Origin of the sequence: Desulfovibrio sp. 86, assembly GCF_902702915.1 — a bacterium.
Lineage (GTDB): Bacteria > Desulfobacterota > Desulfovibrionia > Desulfovibrionales > Desulfovibrionaceae > Desulfovibrio.
Genome location: NZ_LR738849.1, coordinates 3,441,505 through 3,464,070, shown reverse-complemented (window position 1 = coordinate 3,464,070; position 22,566 = coordinate 3,441,505). Strand labels below are relative to the sequence as shown.

At 55.6% G+C, this 22,566-nt stretch carries 21 protein-coding genes; 19 read left to right on the top strand and 2 right to left on the bottom strand.

The window, feature by feature from the left end:
- The coding region (locus DESU86_RS14330) for a M23 family peptidase (protein ID WP_179981638.1) at positions 1-932 on the bottom strand (932 nt) is incomplete at its 3' end.
- Between the two features lie 226 nt (positions 933-1,158).
- Between DESU86_RS14330 and DESU86_RS14325 the strand changes: the two genes are divergently transcribed.
- The 13 genes from DESU86_RS14325 to DESU86_RS14265 all read left to right on the top strand — a co-directional run bounded on the left by DESU86_RS14325 (position 1,159) and on the right by DESU86_RS14265 (position 12,799).
- Positions 1,159-1,770, top strand: a complete 612-nt coding sequence (locus DESU86_RS14325; protein WP_179981637.1) for a protein-L-isoaspartate(D-aspartate) O-methyltransferase — start codon at positions 1,159-1,161, stop codon at positions 1,768-1,770.
- Positions 1,771-1,804: 34 nt separating this feature from the next.
- Positions 1,805-2,719: an Mrp/NBP35 family ATP-binding protein gene (locus tag DESU86_RS14320; protein WP_179981636.1), complete on the top strand. Its 915-nt coding sequence runs from the start codon at positions 1,805-1,807 to the stop codon at positions 2,717-2,719.
- 243 nt (positions 2,720-2,962) lie between these two features.
- Positions 2,963-3,523, top strand: a complete 561-nt coding sequence (gene pgsA, locus DESU86_RS14315) for a CDP-diacylglycerol--glycerol-3-phosphate 3-phosphatidyltransferase (RefSeq protein WP_179981635.1) — start codon at positions 2,963-2,965, stop codon at positions 3,521-3,523.
- Entirely contained in the window at positions 3,520-3,774 is a 255-nt protein-coding gene (locus DESU86_RS14310; protein ID WP_179981634.1) for a hypothetical protein, read from the top strand. The genes pgsA and DESU86_RS14310 overlap by 4 nt, the downstream gene beginning before the upstream one ends.
- On the top strand, positions 3,774-4,076 hold the full coding sequence (locus DESU86_RS14305) for an FtsB family cell division protein (protein ID WP_179981633.1): 303 nt from the start codon (positions 3,774-3,776) through the stop codon (positions 4,074-4,076). Before DESU86_RS14310 ends, DESU86_RS14305 begins: the two co-directional genes overlap by 1 nt.
- A 3-nt stretch (positions 4,077-4,079) precedes the next feature.
- Positions 4,080-5,291 carry a tetratricopeptide repeat protein gene (locus DESU86_RS14300; RefSeq protein ID WP_179981632.1) on the top strand — a complete coding sequence of 404 codons (1,212 nt, stop codon included), beginning with the start codon at positions 4,080-4,082 and terminating at the stop codon, positions 5,289-5,291.
- Between the two features lie 134 nt (positions 5,292-5,425).
- Positions 5,426-6,928, top strand: coding sequence for a hypothetical protein (locus tag DESU86_RS14295; RefSeq protein ID WP_179981631.1), 1,503 nt, complete (start codon positions 5,426-5,428; stop codon positions 6,926-6,928).
- Positions 6,929-7,011: 83 nt separating this feature from the next.
- Positions 7,012-8,028, top strand: coding sequence for a class 1 fructose-bisphosphatase (gene fbp, locus DESU86_RS14290; protein WP_179981630.1), 1,017 nt, complete (start codon positions 7,012-7,014; stop codon positions 8,026-8,028).
- A gap of 70 nt (positions 8,029-8,098) precedes the next feature.
- Positions 8,099-9,154, top strand: a complete 1,056-nt coding sequence (gene tsaD / locus DESU86_RS14285; RefSeq protein ID WP_179981629.1) for a tRNA (adenosine(37)-N6)-threonylcarbamoyltransferase complex transferase subunit TsaD — start codon at positions 8,099-8,101, stop codon at positions 9,152-9,154.
- Positions 9,155-9,328: 174 nt separating this feature from the next.
- The gene (gene trxA / locus DESU86_RS14280) at positions 9,329-9,652 is read left to right on the top strand and encodes a thioredoxin (protein WP_179981628.1); all 324 of its coding nucleotides are present in this window, start codon (positions 9,329-9,331) and stop codon (positions 9,650-9,652) included.
- Positions 9,649-10,575 (top strand): NAD(P)/FAD-dependent oxidoreductase, encoded by a 927-nt coding sequence (locus tag DESU86_RS14275; RefSeq protein ID WP_179981627.1) that lies wholly within the window; start codon positions 9,649-9,651, stop codon positions 10,573-10,575. Before trxA ends, DESU86_RS14275 begins: the two co-directional genes overlap by 4 nt.
- Entirely contained in the window at positions 10,568-11,299 is a 732-nt protein-coding gene (locus DESU86_RS14270) for an outer membrane protein assembly factor BamD (protein ID WP_179981626.1), read from the top strand. The genes DESU86_RS14275 and DESU86_RS14270 overlap by 8 nt, the downstream gene beginning before the upstream one ends.
- Positions 11,300-11,350: 51 nt before the next feature.
- Positions 11,351-12,799 (top strand): cation diffusion facilitator family transporter, encoded by a 1,449-nt coding sequence (locus tag DESU86_RS14265; RefSeq protein ID WP_179981625.1) that lies wholly within the window; start codon positions 11,351-11,353, stop codon positions 12,797-12,799.
- Between the two features lie 31 nt (positions 12,800-12,830).
- Here the strand turns inward: DESU86_RS14265 and yihA are convergent, their stop codons facing one another.
- Entirely contained in the window at positions 12,831-13,430 is a 600-nt protein-coding gene (yihA, locus tag DESU86_RS14260) for a ribosome biogenesis GTP-binding protein YihA/YsxC (RefSeq protein WP_179981624.1), read from the bottom strand.
- Positions 13,431-13,618: 188 nt separating this feature from the next.
- Between yihA and efp the strand changes: the two genes are divergently transcribed.
- From efp to pgm, 6 genes are all read left to right on the top strand, one after another.
- Positions 13,619-14,176 (top strand): elongation factor P, encoded by a 558-nt coding sequence (gene efp / locus DESU86_RS14255; RefSeq protein WP_179981623.1) that lies wholly within the window; start codon positions 13,619-13,621, stop codon positions 14,174-14,176.
- Positions 14,177-14,242: 66 nt separating this feature from the next.
- A complete protein-coding gene (locus DESU86_RS14250; RefSeq protein ID WP_179981622.1) occupies positions 14,243-16,792 on the top strand; it encodes a DNA translocase FtsK in 2,550 nt (849 codons plus the stop codon).
- Positions 16,793-16,857: 65 nt separating this feature from the next.
- The gene (gene lolA / locus DESU86_RS14245) at positions 16,858-17,535 is read left to right on the top strand and encodes an outer membrane lipoprotein chaperone LolA (RefSeq protein ID WP_179981621.1); all 678 of its coding nucleotides are present in this window, start codon (positions 16,858-16,860) and stop codon (positions 17,533-17,535) included.
- Positions 17,536-17,855: 320 nt separating this feature from the next.
- Positions 17,856-19,325 (top strand): 30S ribosomal protein S1, encoded by a 1,470-nt coding sequence (locus tag DESU86_RS14240; protein WP_179981620.1) that lies wholly within the window; start codon positions 17,856-17,858, stop codon positions 19,323-19,325.
- Positions 19,326-19,339: 14 nt separating this feature from the next.
- Positions 19,340-20,773, top strand: a complete 1,434-nt coding sequence (locus DESU86_RS14235) for a DegQ family serine endoprotease (RefSeq protein ID WP_179981619.1) — start codon at positions 19,340-19,342, stop codon at positions 20,771-20,773.
- Between the two features lie 139 nt (positions 20,774-20,912).
- The gene (gene pgm, locus DESU86_RS14230) at positions 20,913-22,556 is read left to right on the top strand and encodes a phosphoglucomutase (alpha-D-glucose-1,6-bisphosphate-dependent) (protein WP_179981618.1); all 1,644 of its coding nucleotides are present in this window, start codon (positions 20,913-20,915) and stop codon (positions 22,554-22,556) included.
- Positions 22,557-22,566 lie beyond the last annotated feature (10 nt).

The following is a 22,566-nucleotide window of genomic DNA, read 5'->3' as shown; positions in this document are numbered from 1 at the left end:
CTGTGGTCGGCAAAACCCGCGCGCGGAGCGGAGCGGGGCATGCGTGTAAAAACGCCGCTCCACAACATGGCCGAGGCGGAGTCTTTGCTTATGTTGCGCAAGTCCTCAACGTTGGCGGCCCGCACCTGATTATTGATATACAAGTAGCATTCAAGAGGGTTGGCTGCATTGGGAGCCAGATGGCGCAACTTGCCCTCCACGCTCAGCAAAAAGTTGTCGGTCAGTTCAAGACTGTCGCTTTTGAAAACCCGTTCAAAGGCCATGACAGTCAAACGGCTCTTGGTCACATTGCCCGCAAGGTCGGTGGCGGTGATTTCCACGCTGTTTTTGTAATCCTTGGCCGTCATGGTGTACGGATAGGGGAAAAAGCAGACGTAGCTGCCGTCTTTTTGCAGGTAGCCGGGAACAAGATAGCCGGCCACAAGGACGCCGCTGCTGGTCACCTCTTTATCAATGGTGTAGCGGACAACGGCAGCGCCGCCACGGCGCACATTGGGGGGCAGCGTTTTGACCGAGATGCGCGGGGGCTGGGTATCAAGGCGCATGGGAAGCTGCAACGTACGGGTATTGCCCTGGCCAAAACCGGCAAGCGAGCCGTCAGTGGCGCGTATCTCAAGGTCAAAGGCGCCTTCGCGAAGGTTGGCGTCCTTGAAGGACACTTCAACAGTACGTTCTGGCAGATATTGATCAAAGTGTTTGTTAAAAATAACATTAAGGACATTATTTTTTTTCACGCCGACAGTAACAGATCTGATTCCTGAAACATCCTGCATGTTGATCTTAAGCACACTGACGGGGGACACTCTGCCTGTGTTGGGAGTAACTTCAATAATGGGACCTTCAAGGTCCTTGAAAAAAGTATAGCCGCCCACTCCTAGAACGACCAACACAAGAACTCCAAGCACAGTTGAAAACATACTTTTCTTTCGCATTGCAGGCTCCTCATTAAGCTCAGGGAAAAGCCTTGCATAAAGGCCGCCAATTTTCAAGGAAAAGTCTGGAACATTTATAAAGTCGCGCGGGGCCATAGCGTGCATTGACTTGAGGGTAAAAATCTGTTTTCACTTCCGCAGTATGCAAAACAGCAGACATCCAGGCATAAGAGCGCCAGAGCGCGCGGCAGCCTCCCCGGTGGACCCCAAACGTCTGCGGAGGCGCATGGTGCGCGAGCAACTTGAAGCCAGAGGCATCACCAACGCGGAGGTCTTGGCCGCCATGGGCGCCGTCCCGCGACATCTTTTTGTGCAGGAGGCCCTGCGGGCCCAGGCTTACGAAGATACGCCCCTTCCCATAGGCTATGGACAAACCATCTCCCAGCCTTATGTTGTGGCTCTGATGAGCGAGCTTCTGGAACTACGCAGAGGCATGCGGGTGCTGGAGATAGGCACGGGTTCCGGCTATCAGGCTGCCATACTGGCGACCATGGGCTGCACGGTTTTTACGGTGGAACGGCTGCGCGAACTGTATCAAAGCACCGCAAGCCTCTTGCGGCAGCTGGGGCTGCGCGGTATTCACATGCAGCGGCGTGACGGCACGCTCGGTATGCCTGAAGCTGCCCCGTTTGACCGGATTATTGTTACGGCAGGCGGACCGGAAGTGCCGCGTCCCCTGACGGATCAGCTTGATGAAGGCGGCATTTTACTTATTCCTGTGGGGCCGCGTCCTCGCGCGCAAAGGCTTATGCGCCTGCGTAAAGAGCAAGGGCGCATGGTAAGTGAAGATATGGGCCCCGCCATTTTTGTGGACCTGGTGGGCGACCACGGCTGGTAGCCATACAGGTGCCCATCAAAAATAAGGAGATATCATGGCTTCCTGTTCCTCCTGTTCCTCGTCATCTTCCTGTCCAAGTTCAACGGGCAAGGGTGGCGATGGAAAGTGCAATGACCCTGCGGCCATGCAGGACAAGATTATAGCCGACAGGCTAGGGCACATCCGACACAAGATTTTTGTCATGAGCGGCAAGGGCGGGGTGGGCAAGAGCTCGGTCACCGTCAATACGGCCGCCGCTTTGGCCCGACGTGGCTTCAAGGTCGGCATCCTTGATGTGGACATGCACGGCCCGAGCGTGCCCAATCTCCTTGGCCTTACCAGCACGGTTGAAATGGATCCGGCTGGCGAACTCATGCTGCCTGCGGCCTATAATGAAAATCTCGCCGTCATCTCGATGGACTCCCTGCTGCAGGACAAGGATCAGGCAATCCTGTGGCGCGGCCCTAAAAAGACGGCCGCCATACGCCAGTTCATTTCGGACGTTAAGTGGGGGGACCTCGACTTTCTGCTCATTGACTCACCTCCAGGAACAGGCGACGAGCACATGACCGTCATGCAGTCCATCCCTGACGCCCTGTGCGTGGTGGTGACGACGCCCCAGGAAATTTCACTGGCCGACGTGCGCAAGGCCATCAATTTTCTACAGTACACCAATTCAAACATACTTGGCGTCGTGGAAAATATGAGCGGCCTGATTTGCCCGCATTGCCATCAGGAAATAGACATTTTCAAAAAGGGCGGCGGTGAAGAACTTGCCAAACGGTATGCGCTGAAGTTTCTGGGCGCCGTGCCCCTGGATCCCACTACCGTGGTGGCGGCCGATCGCGGCGTGCCTGTTGTGTATCTTGAAGCGGAAAGCCCGGCCAAGACAGCGTTTTTGCAGTTGGCCGACGCCATTGCCTCTGCCTGTGACACCAGCCTGGAAGCCTTGGCCTCCACGCATGCCTAGCCATAGACCCGCTGTCTGAAACACGCAGCGGCTGTCAGATACTATGCAGGCCATGTTTCTGCGTTCTTTGGAGATTGTTTCATACTGCTGATGCGTGCGAAACTCCATTGAGCCTGTAGCGCAAAAAGTTAAACTCCCCTGCCGGGCTTCAAGCGCCCCGGTAGGGGAGTTTTTTCTTCTTTTCTCCTGTTTGCTTTTATGTTATTTGGACAAAAAATCTCCGGGAGCGTCAAAAAGAACTACATGCTTAATCTTGCTAATAAAATTACGCTATTACGTATTCTTATGACCCCTCTGGTAGTTTTACTGCTGTATTTTGAGGGACCGGTTACCTGTAAACTCGCTGCCCTGGCCTTTATTTTCGCTTCACTGACCGACTGGGCCGATGGCTACGTTGCCCGCCGTTCCAACATGGTCACAAGCATGGGCAAGTTTCTTGATCCCTTGGCAGATAAGGTACTAATCTGTTCCGTTCTCATCATGTTTGTTAGGCTTGGCTGGGCTCCGGCCTGGGTTGTCATCATTATGGTCTGCCGTGAACTGGTGGTCACCGGCCTGCGCACCATAGCCATTGATGAAGGCATAGTGCTTGCCGCTGACAAGTTCGGCAAAGCCAAAACCATTCTGCAAATTTTTGCCATCGTGCCGCTCATACTGCATTATCCACTATGGGGGATGGATCTCAGCCCCATTGGCGAGTGGCTTTTGTATGCAGCGTTGGCTCTGGCCCTCATCTCTGGCTCCAATTACTGCTATGATTTTTACCGCCGTACGCAGGCGCGTAAGGATTCCGACAAAGTATGAGTACGTTGCAGATACGCCTCAAAAACTGCATCCAGACCATTCTGGAATTGGAGCCCGACATGCGCGCCGGGGTCTGGGGGCGCTACTTTGATATGGAACTCAATTCACTAAAGGATTACCTTGCTCAAGTGGATCAGATGAAACTTGCCGAAGAGGACGTGCGGCGGCTTGAAAACGCCACAGCTACCTTTTTGGCCGAACTCAAGCTTTCCCGGAAAGGAAAGCCCCAAAACAAGCGGCTGTTGCAGTAATGTTCTGGCGATCCTTTATTCTTGTGGTGCTTGGTCTCATAAGCATCGTGCTTTTCAGCCGTACGGTATGGGGGCCCACGGGTCTGCTTGAATATCGTGAACTCAAAAAACAATATGCCGACCTGGAAAAACAGATAGCTGACCTGGATAAGGAAAACATGGCTCTCAGCCGTGAAATCCGCCTCCTGCAGTCTGACAACCAATATGTGGAAAAAGTGATCCGGCAGCGCCTGCACTATGTGCGAGACAATGAGGTGCTCTACCTCTTCGACGCATCGGCCAAACCCCATCGGGAGCCGTAATATATGACGGAAAAAATTGAATGGTATAAAGAAGTTCTGGCGCTTGAGCCCAACTCCAAGGTTTTTTTTCCTCTGGCGCGACTGTTGGTGGAAGAAGGGCACTCCGATGAGGCTGTGGCTGTTTTGGAGCAGGGTCTGGCGCGCCATGACGAGTTTCTTGAGGCGAGACTCTTTCTGATCGAACTGCTTTATAAAACGGGGCAGCAAAACTCTTGCGAAGCCCAGGTTGAGAAACTCAGCCGTATGTTCACAGCCTATTCAGGGTTCTGGCAGGCGTGGGCCGCCTCCACCCTGACCTCAGGTCAATCCCCGGACACAGCTGCCGTTATGCGGTTTCTGGCCCTCAATTTTGCCAAAGGGCCAGTATCCTTGCGAGAAGTGCTAGATCAGGGCGTCACCAGTCTGCTCGGGCACAACGCTCCTGCAGCAGGGCCTGACACGCAGCACCCTGCTATGGGGGAAACGGAAGACCTTCAAGCTTCACTTGAAGGTCTTGCCCGCACTCATACCTCCGAGCATGAAGCAGCGCCAGTATCCGAATCAGACGCGCTGCCGTCCTCTTCCGGACAACAAGATATTCTCGCCCGGCAGGGGGACCACAAGGCCGCTCAGTCAGAGGACGATGCCGATACCGACGCAAGCTCTGCCGCACGGCAGGCGCACGAGCATCTGGCGCATGAAGACACCGGTACTGACCCTGTGGCAGCCGACCATCTGGTTCATGAAAAGCTGGATGCCTTTGATCCAGATGAAGACGAGGACGGCGCATCACTGGAAGCGCCCCTGCATTCCATAACGGCACGCTCGCACAGCGATGACGCTGAGGGGGCGACCTCGCAGAGCCCCCTTGCCCATGATGCGGATCCCATGATGGAAAACGCGACTGGCGGCGTCGCGCAGCCTGGTGAAGAGGCTGACGACAGTGAGGAGCGTTTTTCGCTGCGGACGCGTTCAATGGCCGAAGTGCTGGCAGAACAGGGCGACATCAAAGGAGCGCTGGATATTTATCATGAGTTGGCCGCTGCGGCCACCGCGCCGGAAGAAAGTGCTGATCTGCGGCAGCGTATAGCCACGCTGAACGCGCGCCTGGGCAGCGCGCCGCCTGTGGAGCAGACGCAGGAGCCCGCCGAAGCAGGGGGATCCACCGGCAAGGATAAGCTTATAAGCATGCTTGAAGCCTTGGCCGAACGGGTCGAGGCCAGAGCGCACAGCTAAACCATTATCAAGGTCGATTTCGCATTATATGCAGCCAGAGGCAAAGCGGCTGATCTTTGCCTGGTGGTTTTTACCATTCGCGCAGAACAGATGACGATTGCGTGCGGACTGTTCTAAAGCTGAGGGAGAATACGGTGTTCAAATCATATCTGCGGACCATACTCATGCTGGCTACCGCTGCATTTCTGGTTACAGGATGCAGTTCGTACCAGCCAACCAAAAATGTTTGGAAGTCCACCAAGGGCTTCTGGAACACCTATGTCAGCCCGCCAGCATCGGTGGACTATGACGAAAAAGGCGAACTTTCACCGCAAGCTCTGGCTCTGACCCACAGCATGATGGGGATTGACGTGGAGTTGAGCCGCCTTGAACGCGTCATGCTCAATGCCGACAAACCCCCGACTCGTGACTGGATCACTGCATTTTTCAGCAATTTCCCCTGGGTCAGCGGTTTTGCCGGTGTGAAGTACGACGGCACCATCCTTGGTCAGGAACCCGCCAATCCCATGAAGCAGCTGGATTTTATTCCTTTGCTTTACGAAGACAAGAAACAGAGCAGCCGAGCTCTTCGCGCCGACGTTCAGCCCTCGCCGCTGGGGCCGGAGATTTTGCTTGCCGCTCCCCTGTATGACGGCGTCGATTTTCTTGGCGTGGTCGCTACCTACTTTGATATGCGCGCCCTTATGCAGTATTCCAGCAGTTCGCAAAATGTGGTCATCCTTTCTCCCAACGCGCTGTTGTGGCCAGGAAAGTATGACTTTGCGGCCACGCCCCTGGCTGGCGTGAACTGGGACGAGGTTGTCACAAAAAGCTCTTCCGGCACGTGCACCAACGTAAACGGCACGTTCTATTACATGGTGCGTTATCTCGGCAATTTGCCTCTGATTTTCGCTGTGGCTGAAAAGGGAAGCTTCCCTGAAGGCAGCGGCAGTGTGGAGCAGGGCCTGGCCTTCTTCCCCAAGGAGCGCCCCAAGCTTCCTCCGCCGCCGCAGCCTGAGCGCAAAAGCAAAAAACTGGGCCCCGACGCCGTCGCCATGCCCACCCCCGCTGATGCCGTCAACGCCTCTGCGCAGCCGTCTGCACAGACTGCGGGCGGACCTTCCCACGACATCCAGCCTGGCAGCGGCGACAGTGTTTTGCTCAAAAACAAAAGAGCTGAAAAAGCCAAAGTTCAGGAACGCCAGCTTGAAGGCGAGAACGTCCCTGTGGAAAGGGCCCAAAGGCCTAAGGCCATGCCGCAAGCCAGACCTGGCGGACTTGGGGCTCCGGATGCGGACATGCCCAGAGTCGTCGCGCCAAGCCCCTTCGGCCCGCATGAAGAACAGCCTCGCGTTGTTGCGCCAAGCCCCTTTGGTCCGCGTAATAATGACGAATCCAAGGATAAGGCCGCTGACGTGAAGCCAGAAGCTTCACCCTCCGGTTCCACTGATGGCCAGCCTGCCGAGGCTACTGCCAAGCCGGAAGCGCCAGCTGAAAAAGCCGCGCCTCAAAAGCAGGAATCGACGGCACCCGCTGAAAACACGGCCCCGGCCGACACCGCCAAAAGTTCGGCCAAACCTGAAGAGTCACCGGGCGGCGCAGCCGCGCCGGATGTTTTGCCGGGCGGACGTCCAAGTCCCTTTGGGCCACGGAACTGACGCATATCAAATACAAACTTGCGCCGCCCCGGGGCGGCGCAAGTTTTATGTCCACAGAACTATTCTCTGTTGCAGGAGGCCATATGGCTGACATCACGGTCACGGAACATCTGCTGCTGCACCAAAAGCGCACTCCACAGGCCACCGGACAATTTACCGGCTTGCTGTACGATCTCATCCTTTCGGGAAAAAGCATCTCCCGCCGCATCAACAAAGCAGGACTCCTGGATATTCTTGGCGGCACGGGAGAAGTTAACGTGCAGGGCGAGAACGTGCAAAAGTTGGACACCATCGCCAACCGCATCTTGCTGTACCGCATGGAACGCTGCGGCGCTTTGTGCGCCATGAGTTCAGAGGAAGAGGCTGAACTTATCCGCGTCAGCCCGGAATTCCCAAGGGGTGATTATATTCTCATCTTTGACCCCCTTGATGGTTCCTCCAATATCGACGTTAATATCAATGTGGGCACCATCTTTTCCATTTTGCGGCGTCCAGAGGGACATTCGGGCGAAGTGACTCTGGATGAGGTGCTGCAGCCGGGCCTCAAGCAGGTGGCTGCGGGGTATATCCTCTATGGCCCCTCAACCATGCTGGTCCTCAGCACAGGGCAGGGCGTACACGGGTTCACGCTTGACCCGGGCGTAGGGGAATTTCTGCTTTCGCACCCCAATATGTGCATCCCCAAACAGGGCTCCATCTATTCCGTCAACGAGGGTAACTGGAAGAACTGGGACGCGCCCGCGCGTGAAGCCGTCAACTGGTTCCACGGGTGTGAAACCTCGGACGGCACGCCGTATTCATCCCGTTATGTGGGCGCGCTTGTCGCAGATTTTCATCGAACCCTCATCAATGGCGGCATTTACATGTATCCGCCAAACATCCATAAGCCCAACGGCAAGTTGCGCCTTATGTGCGAAGCCGCCCCTCTGGCTTTTCTTGCGGAACAGGCCGGGGGCAAGGCCAGTGACGGCAGGGGACGCATCCTTGAAAGGGTGCCGGATCGTCTGCACGCGCGCACGCCTTTGTTCATAGGATCCACCAAGGACGTAGAGGCTGTAGAAAATATTTATGCCCGGCATGCCAGCCAGGCTGCTTTCTAGCAAGTGGTTGTGACGCCGGAGCCGCACCTGACGCGGCTCCGGTTTTTATTTGTAAAAGCGAGAACATATAATGCTTTGCCTTGGAGTTGAAAGCTCCTGTGATGAAACCGCATTGGCCCTGGTAGAAGACGGGCGGCTGCTGCATTCCGTTTTAGCCACCCAGGCTGACATGCATGCCCTGTTTGGCGGCGTGGTGCCCGAACTGGCCTCGCGTGAACACTATCGCTACATTGGTTCCCTGTTTGATGCCCTGATGCGCCGGAGTGGAAAAAGGCCTTCAGATATTGATCTGGTGGCCGTGGCGCGGGGGCCTGGACTGCTTGGCAGCCTGCTGGTGGGCGTGGCCTTTGCCAAAGGTCTTGCCCTTGGTCTGGGGGTACGTCTGCTTGGCGTCAATCACCTTCATGCCCACCTGCTTGCGGTGGGGCTGGAGCACCCGCTGGATTTTCCTGCCCTGGGGCTGCTTGTTTCTGGCGGTCATACCCATCTTTACCGCATGGAAGCGCCCTGGAAGTGCGTCACTCTTGGGCGCACGCTGGATGACGCTGCCGGCGAGGCTTTTGACAAGGTGGGCAAAGTGCTTGGCCTGGCATATCCTGGCGGGCGGCTCATGGACGCGCTGGCGCGTGAAGGCAAGGCTGACGGCATAGCCTTTCCGCGTCCCTACCTTGATAACGACAATCTGGACTTCAGTTTCAGCGGCCTGAAAACGGCAGCCAGCAGCTACATACAGCAGGCTCTTCAACCTGCCACCTGGCCGCGTCCCCTCTGCTCGGTAGACGACGCCCCCCAGGCGCTGAAAGACTGTTGCGCCGCCTTTAACGCGGCAGTTGTTGATACGCTCTGCGTAAAAACACAAAGAGCTCTGGACAGAAACCCGCAACTGAGCACTGTGGTTCTGGCAGGCGGGGTGGCTTGTAACTCGTTGTTACGCCAACGCATTGCAGATATGATGGAAAGCAGGGGGGGCAGGGCGCTTTTTCCCAGTCCACACCTTTGCACCGATAATGCGGCCATGATCGCCTACGCTGGATGGTTGATTGGAAAAGAAGGATATTTTCATACCTTACAAATGGAAACCATCCCGCGCGGGCGCACCGTCCCGGATGATATGCTGTGCGGCTAAAGGTCCGCCAACGACCCGCCAGAAACATGAGATTGTCTTGACAGTCAGGTCGTTGGAAACTACTCTTGATCAATACAAAGGTCTCAGGATTTTCACCCCGGACCCTAGTTTTCCGCTTCCGCACGCTGCCACGCAGCATGCGGGGCGACACATAGCAACTTAAGGAGTATAGTAATGGCTGAACAGGTCACTGATGCCACCTTTGAAAGTGTTGTCCTCAAGTCCGATCTGCCGGTTCTGCTTGACTTCTGGGCACCCTGGTGCGGCCCCTGCCGCGCGGTTGGCCCCATTATTGATGAGCTTTCCACAGAATACGCGGGCAAGGTGCGCATCGTTAAGATGAACGTGGACGAAAATCCCGCTACCCCCACAAAGTTCGGCATCCGGGCTATCCCCACGCTGGTGCTTTTTAAGAATGGCGAAACCATCGAACAGATCACTGGCGCTGTAACCAAGGCCGCCATGAAAGACCTGCTCGACAATAAGGCCCTGGCATGAAATCGTATGATGCCGTTGTGATCGGCGGCGGTCCTGCCGGCGTTACCGCAGCCATGTATCTGGCGCGGTCCGGCTGCAGCGTTCTTTTGCCTGAGCGGCTGACCTCCGGTGGTCAATTGCTGCAGACGGAGGCGCTGGAGAACTATCCGGGCTTTCCCAAAGGCATCAAAGGCTACGAGCTTGCCGATCTTTTTACGGAGCATCTTGAAGGTTTGACGGTAGACCGACCCGCCATAGTGGTTGAGTCCATTTCCGGTTCGGCGGGTCAGTTTACCGTGCATACTGCTGAAGAAGACTATTTGTGCAAAGTGGTGCTCGTATGCTCTGGCGCCAGACACCGCCACCTTGGCCTGGAAGGCGAAGACAGGCTGCGTGGGCGCGGTGTTTCGTACTGCGCCCTTTGTGACGGCAACTTCTTTCGCAACCAGACTGTAGCCGTGGTTGGCGGCGGTAATGCGGCAATGGAAGAAAGCCTGTATCTTACCAAGATAGTAAGCAAACTCCACCTCATTCACAGGCGTGACAGTTTCCGCGGACTCAAGGTTTATCAGGACAGGCTTGAGAGCATGCCCGACAAGGTAGACCTTTTGCGCAGCTCCGTCATTACCCAGTTGCACGGCGAAGATCACCTGACTGGCCTGACCGTTAAAAATCTCCAGACTGGTCAGGAAAAATTGTTGGCAGTTGACGGACTTTTTATTTATGTAGGCTTTGCGCCTGTGACAAACTTTTTGCCGCAAGGCATTGAACTTGATGCACAGGGCTTTATTGTGACTGATACGGAAATGCGCTCCAATATCCCCGGCATTTTTGCCGCTGGCGACATTCGCTCCAAGCTTTGCCGCCAGGTCATCACTGCCGCCGGCGATGGCGCAACCGCCGCACAAGCGGCATTTGTCTTCCTGGAACAGCTCCATGCATAAAAAACTGCTACGCTCCATTTTGCTTGCCATGAGCATGCTCATGGTTTCCGGTTGCGGCATCATTGATATGATCTATCTTCCGCCAGCCGAAGACACCGCGCAAGAAATCTTTGAAGCCGCCAACGACGCCATGAGTGAGAAAAACTATGTGCGTGCCGTGGAGCTGTACAACAAACTGCGCGATACGTATCCATTCAGTCCTTATACCATTGATGCAGAGCTGTCATTGGGCGACGCCTATTTCCTCGATGAGGAATACGAACTGGCCACTGAAAGCTACAAGGATTTTGAATCCCTGCACCCAAGGCATGAGGCCATACCCTACGTGCTGTATCAGACGGGCATGTCTCTGATGAAGCAGTTCCGCTCCGTTGACAGAGCGACCACTGAACTTCAGGAAGCCTACGATTACTTCAACAGACTGCACCAGATGTATCCTGATTCTCCGTACGCCAAGGGTGCAGAAGAACACATGGTTACCTGCCGCAAGCTTATGGCGGAGCATGAACTCTACATCGCCGATGTCTTCTGGCACATGAAAAAATATGGCCCTGCCTGGCACCGGTACGAATTCATTATAAAGGATTTCCCGGACGTGCCCGAAGTGGCTGAACACGCCAAAGAAAAAAGCCTGGCAGCCTACCACAACTATAAAGAAGAACAGGCTGTAGAAATACGGCAAAAGCGTCAAGGCTCTTGGCGAGAATGGTTTAAGTGGTTGTAACCAAATAAAATAAAGCCCCTTCGGGGGCTTTTTTTTACCAGTGGAGTCATCATGGCCGTGCCCATGGAAGCCAGTACTGAAAAAAATCGCGCAGCGCTTGTGTCTTTGTGGGCCGCCTTTGCCCTTACTTCCGTCAAGCTTATCGTTGGCTTGCACACCAACAGCCTCGGCATTTTGTCCGAAGCATTGCACAGCGGGCTGGATCTTCTGGCAGCGGCCATGACTCTGGCGGCGGTACGCATAGCCTCCAAACCGGCCGACGCGCGTCATCCCTACGGGCATGGCAAAATAGAAAATCTTTCTGCCCTTGCCGAAACACTGCTTTTATTCCTGACCTGCTTCTGGGTCGTGTACGAGGGCGTGCAACGTCTGATGGCTGGTGAAAGCCCTGTGACGCCATCGTTATGGGGCGTTGGCGTTATGGCGCTTTCCATCATCATTGATGTGAACAGGGTGCGCATACTGCGCCGGGTGGCCCAAAAATATAAAAGTCAGGCCCTTGAAGCGGACGCCCTGCATTTTTCTACTGATATATTGTCTTCGGCAGTGGTGCTGGTGGGGGTTCTCGCCGTATGGGTGGCTTCTGCGCTCAGCCTGCCTGCCCCGCTGCACGAAATCTTGGTACAGGCCGACACGGTAGCCGCGTTGCTGGTGGCGGTAATAATTTTTCGCGCCAGTGTTCGCATGGCCATGCAGGCTGTAGACACGCTGATGGACTCCGGCTCCACACGCGAGCAGCAGGCTGTCATCGCGGCTGTAAACAGGGTAAAGGGCATCACCGATGTCCGTGATGTGCGCCTGCGCTCCAGTGGTCCCACCAGCTTTGTGGACCTCACAGTCGGCGTGGAGCCGGGCATAAAGGTGAGTGAAGGGCACCGCCTGGCCCACGAAGCTGAGCAGGCCGTGGCACTCGTGCTGGAAGGGGCGGACGTGACCGTCCATGTGGAGCCGCACAGCGCCGATGCAGACAAACACTGCGATCCTTTTGCGCAGGTGCAGTTTACAGCCTGGAATCACGGCCTTTCCGTGCATAACGTGCATATTCTCCGCTTGTCTGAGATATGCCATATTGACCTGCACGTGGAGCTTCCCGGCGACATGCCTTTTGTTCAGGCGTACGAAAGGGTCAAGGATTTTGAAAAAGCTCTGCATGCCGCCATGCCGCGCATGGAAGTGGTGAGCCACCTGGAGCCGGAAGGGGCCGCCTGCGCCCTGGCGTACGGAGCCTCTGTGTCTTTGTCATATGCGGAAATGGCCTGGCGTGAGATTGAAATCGCCATTGCCAAGGAACCGCTGGTCACAACTCCGCACAAGTTTTCTGTCTACGAAGTGCCGGAACAGGGGGTCTGCATCTCCTTCCACTGCGATATAGCCCCGGCATTAAATGTAGAAGAGGCGCATACAGTGTGTATGCGCCTGGAAAAACAATTACGGCTGAGCATTCCGCAACTGGGACGTATCATCATCCATATGGAACCGGGCGAAAAAGCGGCAGAGTAGAGCACCCATGCTTTTCCCGCCAGGGGAAGCTCTATGGAGCCTTGATGATCGGCGCTTCAACCCCGGCCGCCTGCGCCAGTGCGCGCCATAGGGCATCAATGCCCAAACGGCTGCTGGATGAGGTCAGCACGGGACAGATGCCCAGTATATCCTGCCATTCCTTTTGCCGTGCCGAACGTTCACGCTGATTGCATTTGTCGGCTTTCGTCAGTACGGGCACCAGGAGCAAGCGGTTTCTTTGAGCAAACGAGGCAAGATTCAGGTCAAGCTGCTGGGGCGTCAGGCGGCAGTCAAGCAGCAAGGCAAGCGCTTTGAGACTGGCGCACTCAACGAGGTACCGCTCCAGCAGTTTTGCCCACTTTTCGCGTTCACCATGGCTGGCTCGGGCATAGCCATAGCCGGGCAGGTCCACAAGATAAAAATTCAAGGGTTCCACAAGGTAAAAATTGACAGAACGGGTTTTACCGGGAGTGGAGCTTACCTTGGCCAGCTTTTTTCTGCCAGCCAACGCATTGATAAGAGAAGATTTGCCGACATTGGAACGGCCAGCGAGGGCTATCTGCGCTTCAGGACGGGTAGTGAGCTGATCCAGTGTATAAGCCGTGCTTTCCAGCGTAAGGCTGACAGCCATAAAAACCTCATGTGATACTTGAGAGTTGAGTATTGACAAGTGCTCAATTTTCAGCAAAAATTTACAGTTCGGAATCGTGGTTTCCTGCAAAGCACTTCCGTACAAGGTAGCCGCTCTTGCCCCAGTTGGCAAATGACCGGCCTTAATGCCAGTTTATGCCGATATGCGGCGACAAGTAGGAGGTAACTATGTATTCAACCACGGATTTTCGCAAGGGACTTAAAATTGAAGTTGAAGGCACCCCTTACGAAATTGTGGACTTTCAGCACTTCAAGCCCGGCAAGGGCGGCGCCATGGTACGCACCAAGCTGCGTAACATTCTCACTGGCCGCATGCAGGACATCACCTTCCGTTCCGGTGAAAAGGTCGGCAAGCCCGATCTTGAAACCCGTGACATGCAGTTCCTGTACCGCCAGGACGACGAACTCATTTTTATGGATATGACCACATACGAGCAGCTGCAAATGTCCCTCGCGACCACTGACGGCAAAGAGGGCTTTTTGAAGGACGGTCAGGAATGCCGCGTGCTGCTTTACAAGGGCAGCCCGCTGGACATTGACATTCCAGTAAGCATGGTGCTGACTGTTGTGGAAACCGAGCCTGGCGCCAAGGGCGACACTGTCAGCAATGTCACCAAGCCCGCCAAGCTCGAAACTGGCCTTGTTGTTCAGGTTCCCATTTTTGTTAACGAAGGTGACCGCGTAAAAGTGGACACCCGCTCCAAGGAATACCTGGGCCGGGAATAATGACCGGTTCGGGAGGGTAGCCCCACGGACGCCCATAAATTCAGCCGCGAACTTTTTGGCCTTTTTTTGCTCTTCTGGGCATTGCTGCTTTTGCTCAGCCTGCTCAGCTTTGACGCCAATGATCCCAGCCTTAACCATGTGGTCAGTGGAACAGTTGAAGTGCACAACAAGGCTGGCCTTTTTGGCGCGTACACTGCGGGCTTTCTCAACGATGTGTTTGGCGTGGCCGCCTTCCTTTGCCCATTGGTTTTTGGCGCACTGGGAGCGGCCTACGTTTCTCCTGCCTATGGCTTGCACTGGTGGCGCTGGTGCGGCTTCTTTCTGCTGACCATCTGCCTGCTCGTCACTGGCGCCGCCTGGGATTTTTCCTTTGGTGACGTCTGGGGCGGCGGCATGGTCGGCAGCGCTCTGCACCGCAATGCCAGTCTCTACCTCAGTCCTGGCGGTTCTGCCATTGTCTGGATTTTTATTTTTCTTGCCGGACTGCAACTGGCGTGGAACATCTCCTGGTTCAGTTTGGCCGGACGGCTGTTTCACGCATTGCGCCAACGGCTTGAAGCCAGGTTGGCCGCCGCTGACGAGGCCTCCCAGGCAGAAGCCGCCGGCAAGAACGGAAACAAGACCGGCAAGTCGGGCTCAGGGCCGTCCGTCCGCCAACAGGTGCAGCCTGAAATAGTGCAGCATACCCTGACTCCTGTGCAGGAGGAAAAAGCGGTTGCCGCATCAAAGTTCAAATTTTCCTGGCCCGACTGGTCGTTTTTGGCCCGTTGGCGCGATAAATTGGGTGATATCCATCCCACTGCGGACTCGTTGCCGGATGTTTATGACGCCGATGGCGAAAAAACTTCCGTTTCAGCCAGGGCAGCGGAGAGCAGTCCCGAACCGGCGGCTTCGCTTGTGTCCGCAAGTGAAGATCATGAAGACGATCCATTCGCAGTCGCGCAGGACCTGAATGGTCAGCCGCTGGTAAAGGGAGCAAGCCGCTCCGGCAAGGCTCCTTCAGCGGCCCAGTCGTCTCACGACGAACCCACTGCTGATGATTACGTCAACACCACAGACGACATGCACAGCGAGGCTGCATCCGCGCCGTCTACGGCCAAGGACGGACATGCCGCGTCTCGCGTCCAGGAACCGTCCTCAAAGACCGGACTTGTGGGCAAAATTACCGCGCCATTTCGCAAAAAGGCGGCCATCCCGCTTCCCGGCCTTGACCTGCTGGCTCCGCCATCGCCTCAGGCGGGCGGGCTCAGCCGTGAAGATCTTCAGGCCAGAGGGCAGACTCTCATGGCCTGCCTCAATGATTTTGACATTCAAAGCGAACTTGTGCGCATAACCCCCGGGCCGGTGGTTACCATGTTCGAAGTTCGCCCGGCACCTGGCATCCGCGTGAGCCGCATAGCCAACCTTACCGACGACCTTGCGCTGGCGCTCAAGGCGGTGGCCATTCGCATTCAGGCGCCCATTCCCGGCTCTGATACCGTTGGCATTGAAATCCCCAATGAGCAGCGCGAGACCGTAAACTTTCGCGAACTTGCCGCCTGCGAGGATTTTCGCACCGGTTGCGGCCCCCTGACCATGATTCTTGGCAAAGATATTGCCGGAAAGCCGTTTATGGCCGACCTGACCCGCATGCCCCACCTGCTTGTGGCTGGAGCCACAGGCGCGGGAAAAAGCGTATGCCTTAATGGCATCCTCGTCAGTTTGCTCTACCGTACCCAGCCGCAGGACATGCAACTCTTGCTTATCGATCCCAAGCGCATTGAGATGGCTGTTTATGCGGACGAACCCCATTTGGTGCATCCTGTTGTCACGGAAATGAGCGAGGCCAAGAACGCTCTGGACTGGGCCGTTCATGAAATGGATCGCCGCTATGCGGCCATGGCGCGTCTTGGCGTACGCAACGTCGCGGGCTTTAATCAAAAACTTGCCGCCTACAAGAACGATTTGCCTCCGGATTTTTTAGACCTTGAGCCTTTGCCCTATCTGGTCATTGTCATTGACGAGCTCGCTGACCTCATGATGACGGCCGCCCGCGAGGTGGAAACCAGCATCGTACGTCTGGCGCAGCTGGCTCGCGCCGCAGGCATCCACCTGATTCTGGCGACGCAAAGGCCAAGCGTGGACGTCGTCACTGGCCTGATCAAGGCAAACTTTCCCTGCCGCATATCCTTCCAGGTGACCTCCAAGCATGACTCGCGCACCATCCTTGATCAGGTGGGGGCCGAACATCTTCTTGGCCGGGGGGACATGCTGTTCAAGCCCAGCGGTGGACGGCTGCAACGCCTGCACGGCCCCTTCCTGAGTGACGAGGAAGTGCAGGACGTCGTAAATCACTGGAAACGCCACGTAAGCCCATCCTACAAAGTGGATTTTGCCCAATGGGGGCTGGATGCCGCCATGGGGGGCGCAAGTGGGGGGGCTGGCGATGCGGCTCAGGATCCGCTGTACGGCGAGGTACAGGTTTTCGTAAGCGAGCAGGGCCGAGCCTCCATATCCCTGGTACAGCGCCGCTTTAAAATCGGCTTCAACCGGGCAGCGCGCCTGGTGGAGCAGTTGGAACACGACGGCATCATCGGCCCGGCGGACGGCAGCAAGCCCCGCGCGGTAGTAAAATGACAGTAAAAATTCTTACTACAGTTTCTTGCCATGTGGTCAAAGCCCTGGTGGGCTGTGGAGGTTGTATGCGTAAGATATGCGCACTGGTGGTCGCCCTGACCCTGAGTTTTTCCCTAGTTCCGGCCGCGCCGGTATTCGCTGCTGATATGGCTGCGGCCATTCAGGCCCGATACGAAAAAACCGGCTCATTTTCAGCCGACTTTGAACAGACCCTCACACACAAGGAAAGCGGTTCTGTAGAAAAACGACAAGGTAAACTCCTGTTCAAAAAACCTCTGCTTATCAATTGGCAGACGGCCAAGCCCCATGAGGAAACCCTCGTGGTCACTGGTAAGGAAATCTGGAACTACCTGCCGGATGAAGGGATAGCGTACCGCTATCCCCTAACCCTGGTGCAGGATTCACGGAGCATTATTCAGGTGATCACGGGGCAGGCCGCCCTGACAAAGGATTTTGACGTGAAATCCGAGGGCAAAGAAGACGGCCTGGCCAAATTGCGCCTTTTTCCCAAGGAGCCAGCCCCGCAAATGGTTGAGGCCATTATATGGGTTGAACCCGACACAGGATACATCAAAAGAGCCAATATACTGGATTTTTATGGAAACAGTAATGAAATCCGCTTCACCAGTTTCGCGCCTGATGTGAATGTGAAGGCTTCGGATTTTACCTTTACGCCACCCAAAGGCATAGAAGTTGAAGATCGCATTGAGCACGCCGTGCCAGAAAAAGAACTGTTCCAGTAGCACGCTCCTCGTAAAAATTATGGCCAGCTACAGCTGACAAGGCAAAAGGCCGTGTCGCATGACTGCGATGCGGCCTTTAACATATAGGGGAAACATCGGGCAATTGCAGTGTTGAAACCTGCTCCGACTCTGGCCAGCAGCCCCTAACCGACCGACGCGGATCACGACCAACCCACCCTTAACCTCAAAAAAAATTTATCAACTTAATATAATTGAGTAATTTTGTGCCGGAGCAAGCAAAACATCGTTGTTTTCTGCAACCGTATGAAGTATAATTTTCAACTTGAGCAAATAAGCCCAGCTTTAAGGAGCAGGAAAATATGACCGAGGAAAAGTTCGCGGCCTCCATGCAGGAGGAAGGCGTTGAGGATTTTGCCGCCATGCTGGCAGCCCATGAAACTTCTGGACACCGTCTTCAGACTGGCCAGAAAGTGACAGGCACCGTTATCGCCATTACAGGCGACAGCGTGTTTGTTGACGTGGGCATTAAGGTTGACGGCATTATGGAACGAAAAGAGATCCTTGACGCTGAAGGCAAGGAAACCGCGGGCCCTGGAGACACCGTGGAAGCGTGGGTGATCGGTGTTTCATCACAAGAAATCCGCCTTTCCCGCTCCATGAGCGGCAGCGGGGTGGCTGCGCTGGAAGAAGCGCGCGACGCGGGCTTGCCCGTTGAAGGCCGCATCGCTGGCACTTGCAAGGGCGGCTATTCTGTTGAAGTTATGGGTAAAACCGCATTCTGTCCCGGCAGCCAGATTGGCCTTGCCGCCACCGAAGAAGCGGACTCTCTTGTGGGACGCACCTTGCAGTTCCTCGTCATCAGGGTTGAGAACCGGGGGCGCAATATTGTCGTTTCCCACAGGGCCCTTCTTGACCGTGAACGGCAGGCGCAACTTGAAGTATTGCTTGAAAAAATCAACGTTGGCGACACCGTTGAAGGCAAGATAACACGCTTCGCGCCTTTTGGCGCTTTTATGGAGCTGGATTCGGCCGTTGAAGGCATGATCCATCTTTCAGAGCTTTCCTGGTCGCGCGTTGGCGCTCCTGACGAAGCTGTTTCTCTGGGAGACATTGTGCGCGCCAAAGTGCTCTCCATCAGTAAAAATGATAAAGGGCAGGTGCGCATCTCCCTTTCGCGCAAACAGGCCCTGGGCGATCCCTGGCAGGATGTGGACCAGAAGCTTGAGGCCGGGACTATTGTGCAGGGGCGGGTAGTGCGCTTGGCCCCCTTTGGCGTTTTTGTTGAAATCCTGCCTGGGATTGAAGGTTTGGCGCACATTTCTGAACTGTCGTGGACCAAACGTGTCACAAAACCTGAAGAGATAGTTCAAGTTGGCGACTCGGTCGCCGTGAAAATCAAAGACATCAACAGCGAATCCCGCCGTATTTCACTGAGTTTGCGCGAAGCCGAGGGCGACCCCTGGCAGGACGCCGCTCAGCGCTTTGCAGCTGGATCACTTGTGCAAGGAACGGTTGACGGGCGTAGCCCGCATGGACTTTTCATCGCGCTCGCACCCGGCATTACTGGTCTTTTGCCAGCAGGCGTCATCAAAAACGCCAAAAATTCCGGTCAGTACAGCAAATTGGACAAGGGCGACAGCGTCACCCTAATGGTACAAAATATCGATACCGCTGCGCGCCGCATCAGCCTCGCCCCTGAAGGCGCCGATGCCTCGTCAACAGTGGACGACAAGGCTTGGAAACAGCACGCCAATCTTGGCAGAGCTACTGAAAACACCGGGATAAACACACTGGCACAAGCTTTGCATAAGGCTATGCAAAACAAGTAACTAGGAGTTTTTCCATGTTTATAAAAAGATGTTTAACTGGGCTTCTGGCCGTTACCTTTGTGGTGACGGCCCAGTTTGCCCAGGCAATAAACCTGCCGGACTTCAGCGAACTGGCCGCCAAAAGCGGCCCTGCGGTCGTCAATATCAATACTGAAAAAACGACCACCAGTGGTGGTGGCGGTTCTGAGGAACTTTTCGGCGAGATGTTCCGCAATATGCCTCCAGGATTTGATAAATTTTTTGATCAGTTTGGCGGCAGGCGCGATGGCAAAAGGCCCCAATCCAAGCAAAAATCGCTGGGCTCGGGTTTTTTGGTGTCCTCTGACGGCTATATAGTCACCAACAACCATGTGGTGGCCGATGCCGATGTCATCCGGGTTACGCTGGACCAAAAGAACGGTAAAAGTGAATCTTTTACGGCCAGCCTTATTGGGGCGGATGAAGAAACAGATCTGGCCCTGCTGAAGATGGATGGCAAAAAAGATTTGCCGTTTCTGGTGTTCGGCAATTCCGACGAGCTGAATGTCGGCGAATGGCTGCTGGCCATTGGCAACCCCTTTGGTCTGGATCACACGGTGACTGCTGGCATTCTGTCTGCCAAAAACCGTAACATTCACGCTGGTCCTTTTGACAATTTCCTTCAGACTGACGCCTCCATCAATCCCGGCAACAGTGGCGGCCCGCTGCTGAACATGCAGGGACAGGTTGTAGGCATCAATACGGCCATTATTGCCAGCGGGCAGGGCATTGGCTTTGCCATCCCCAGCAACATGGCCGCCAAAATTATCGACCAGATCAAGAGCGGCAAAAAAGTCAGCCGCGGCTGGATCGGCGTGACCATTCAGGACGTTGAAGAGAATGCGGCCAAGGCTTTGGGCATGAAGGACGCCAAGGGCGCCCTTATCGGCAGCGTTATGGAAAATGAGCCTGCGGCCAAGGGCGGTATGAAGGACGGCGACGTAATTGTGGCCGTGGACGGCAAGGATATCGACGACGCCTCAGCCCTGCTGCGCGCCATTGCCGAAAAAGCTCCCGGCAGTCAGGCCGTCATCAAGGTCTGGCGTGACGGCAAGACCTTGGATCTTACGGTGACCCTGGGCGAACGCCAGTCCACTTCCCAGGCTGCGGCCGGAAGCAAGGGTGAAGCCAAACAAAGCGAAGGGTTGCTCGGCATTTCGGTTCGCCCCTTGAATGACGCCGAACGCCGCGATATGAAGATCGACAAGAACGAAGGCCTGCTCATCGTGGATGTGGCTGCCAACAAGCCCGCCGCTGAGGCTGATCTGCGCCCCGGAGACGTGATTCTCAAGGCGAACCTGAAGCCTGTGAACACGTCTGCAGCGCTGTCAAAAATTGTGAACGAGGAGGGAGTCAAGCGCGGAGCCATCATGCTGCAAATTTCGCGGCGTGGTGATGTTGCCTTCCGCACTGTGCCTCTCAGTAAATAGGGACGGTCATTCCGCCAACCCTTGATTTCGGGGTCGCCCTCAACGGGGCGGCCCCTTTTTTGCGCCCAGTTTCCGCCTGCCCCGCGCGTGACAAGCCCTAATCCCCTATGCTAATTTGCAATTACAGCGGAGGTACGTCATGCCTGTAGTCCATGCCAGGGCCGGAGAATTCCCTACACCGGAAGACCTTGAAAATATTCCTGTTCTTGTCAGCGCCTATTTTACTGAATATCCCAATCCCACCATTCCGTCCCAGCGGGTGTCGTTTGGCACATCCGGGCATCGCGGCTCTTCGCTGCTGCAAACCTTTAATGAAGAACATATCTATGCCATCACTCAAGCCGTATGCGACTACCGCAAGGCCAATGGCATAGACGGGCCGCTCTTTTTGGGAGGCGATACCCATGCCCTGTCAGAAGCGGCCTTTCGCTCGGCCCTTGAGGTGCTGGTGGCCAATAATGTGCAGGTGCGCATTGCTCACGCGGGAATGTACACAGCGACCCCGGCAATCTCGCACGCCATCCTGAGATGGAATGCCGGGCGGGCCACGGCCCTGGCCGACGGCATCGTCATCACTCCTTCACATAATCCCCCTCGTGACGGCGGCTTCAAATATAATCCGCCTCACGGCGGCCCGGCAGAAACGCACGTCACCGACCTGATCGAAAAAAACGCCAATGCGTACCTTGAAAAAGGCAATCGTGGCGTACAGTTGACCCATTTGCGCGCGGCGCTCAGCTCTCCGCTGGTAGAAGAATACGACTTTATAGGCGCGTATGTTGCCGACCTGCCCAAAGCTCTGGACATGAAGGCCATTGCGGCTTCCGGGCTGCGCCTTGGCGTGGACCCTCTGGGCGGGGCGAGCCTGCAAATGTGGGAACCCATAGCTGAAACCTATGGAATTGATATTACTGTAGTCAACAAAGCGGTGGACCCTACATTCCGCTTTGTGCCTTTTGACAAAGACGGTAAAATCCGCATGGACTGTTCTTCGCCCTATGCCATGAGCGGCCTTTTGCACATGCGCGATCGTTTTGACCTGGCCGTGGCCTGCGATCCCGATTCAGATCGCCATGGCATTGTCACCCGTCAGGAACTTATGAACCCCAACCATTTTTTGTCAGTAGCCGCCTGGTATCTCTTCCGTACGCGCAAAGCCTGGCCCTCCGATGCCGGCATTGGCAAAACGCTTGTCACCAGCGCCCTGCTGGACAGGGTGGGGCAGGACGTAAAACGTCCTGTGGTGGAAGTGCCCGTGGGCTTCAAGTGGTTTGTGCCGTATCTTCTGAGCGGCCGCTGCGGCCTTGGATGCGAAGAAAGCGCCGGGGCATCATTCCTGTGCTTTGACGGCAGCCCCTGGAGCACCGACAAGGATGGCCCCCTCATGTGTCTGCTGGCTGCCGAGATGATGGCAGTTGAGCAGGCATCACCCAGCGAGCTGTATGAAAAGCTCACCGCACGGCTGGGCAGCCCCGTGTACCAGCGGCTGGATGCTCCGGCCGACGATCAGGTGCGTGCCAAGCTCAAGGCACTGACGCCAGAAAGTGTGGACATGAAAGAACTTGGTGGTTCGCCGGTTACGGAGGTCATTACCAGGGCGCCTGGCAACGACGCCCCCATAGGCGGCGTAAAGGTTTCCAGCGCTGACGGCTGGTTTGCGGTGCGCCCCTCTGGAACCGAACCCATTTGCAAGGTGTACACTGAAAGCTTTAAGGGTGAAGAGCATTTGACCCACATGCAAAAGGACGCCATCGATTTTCTGGATCGACTGCTCAAATCATGAACTAGAGAAG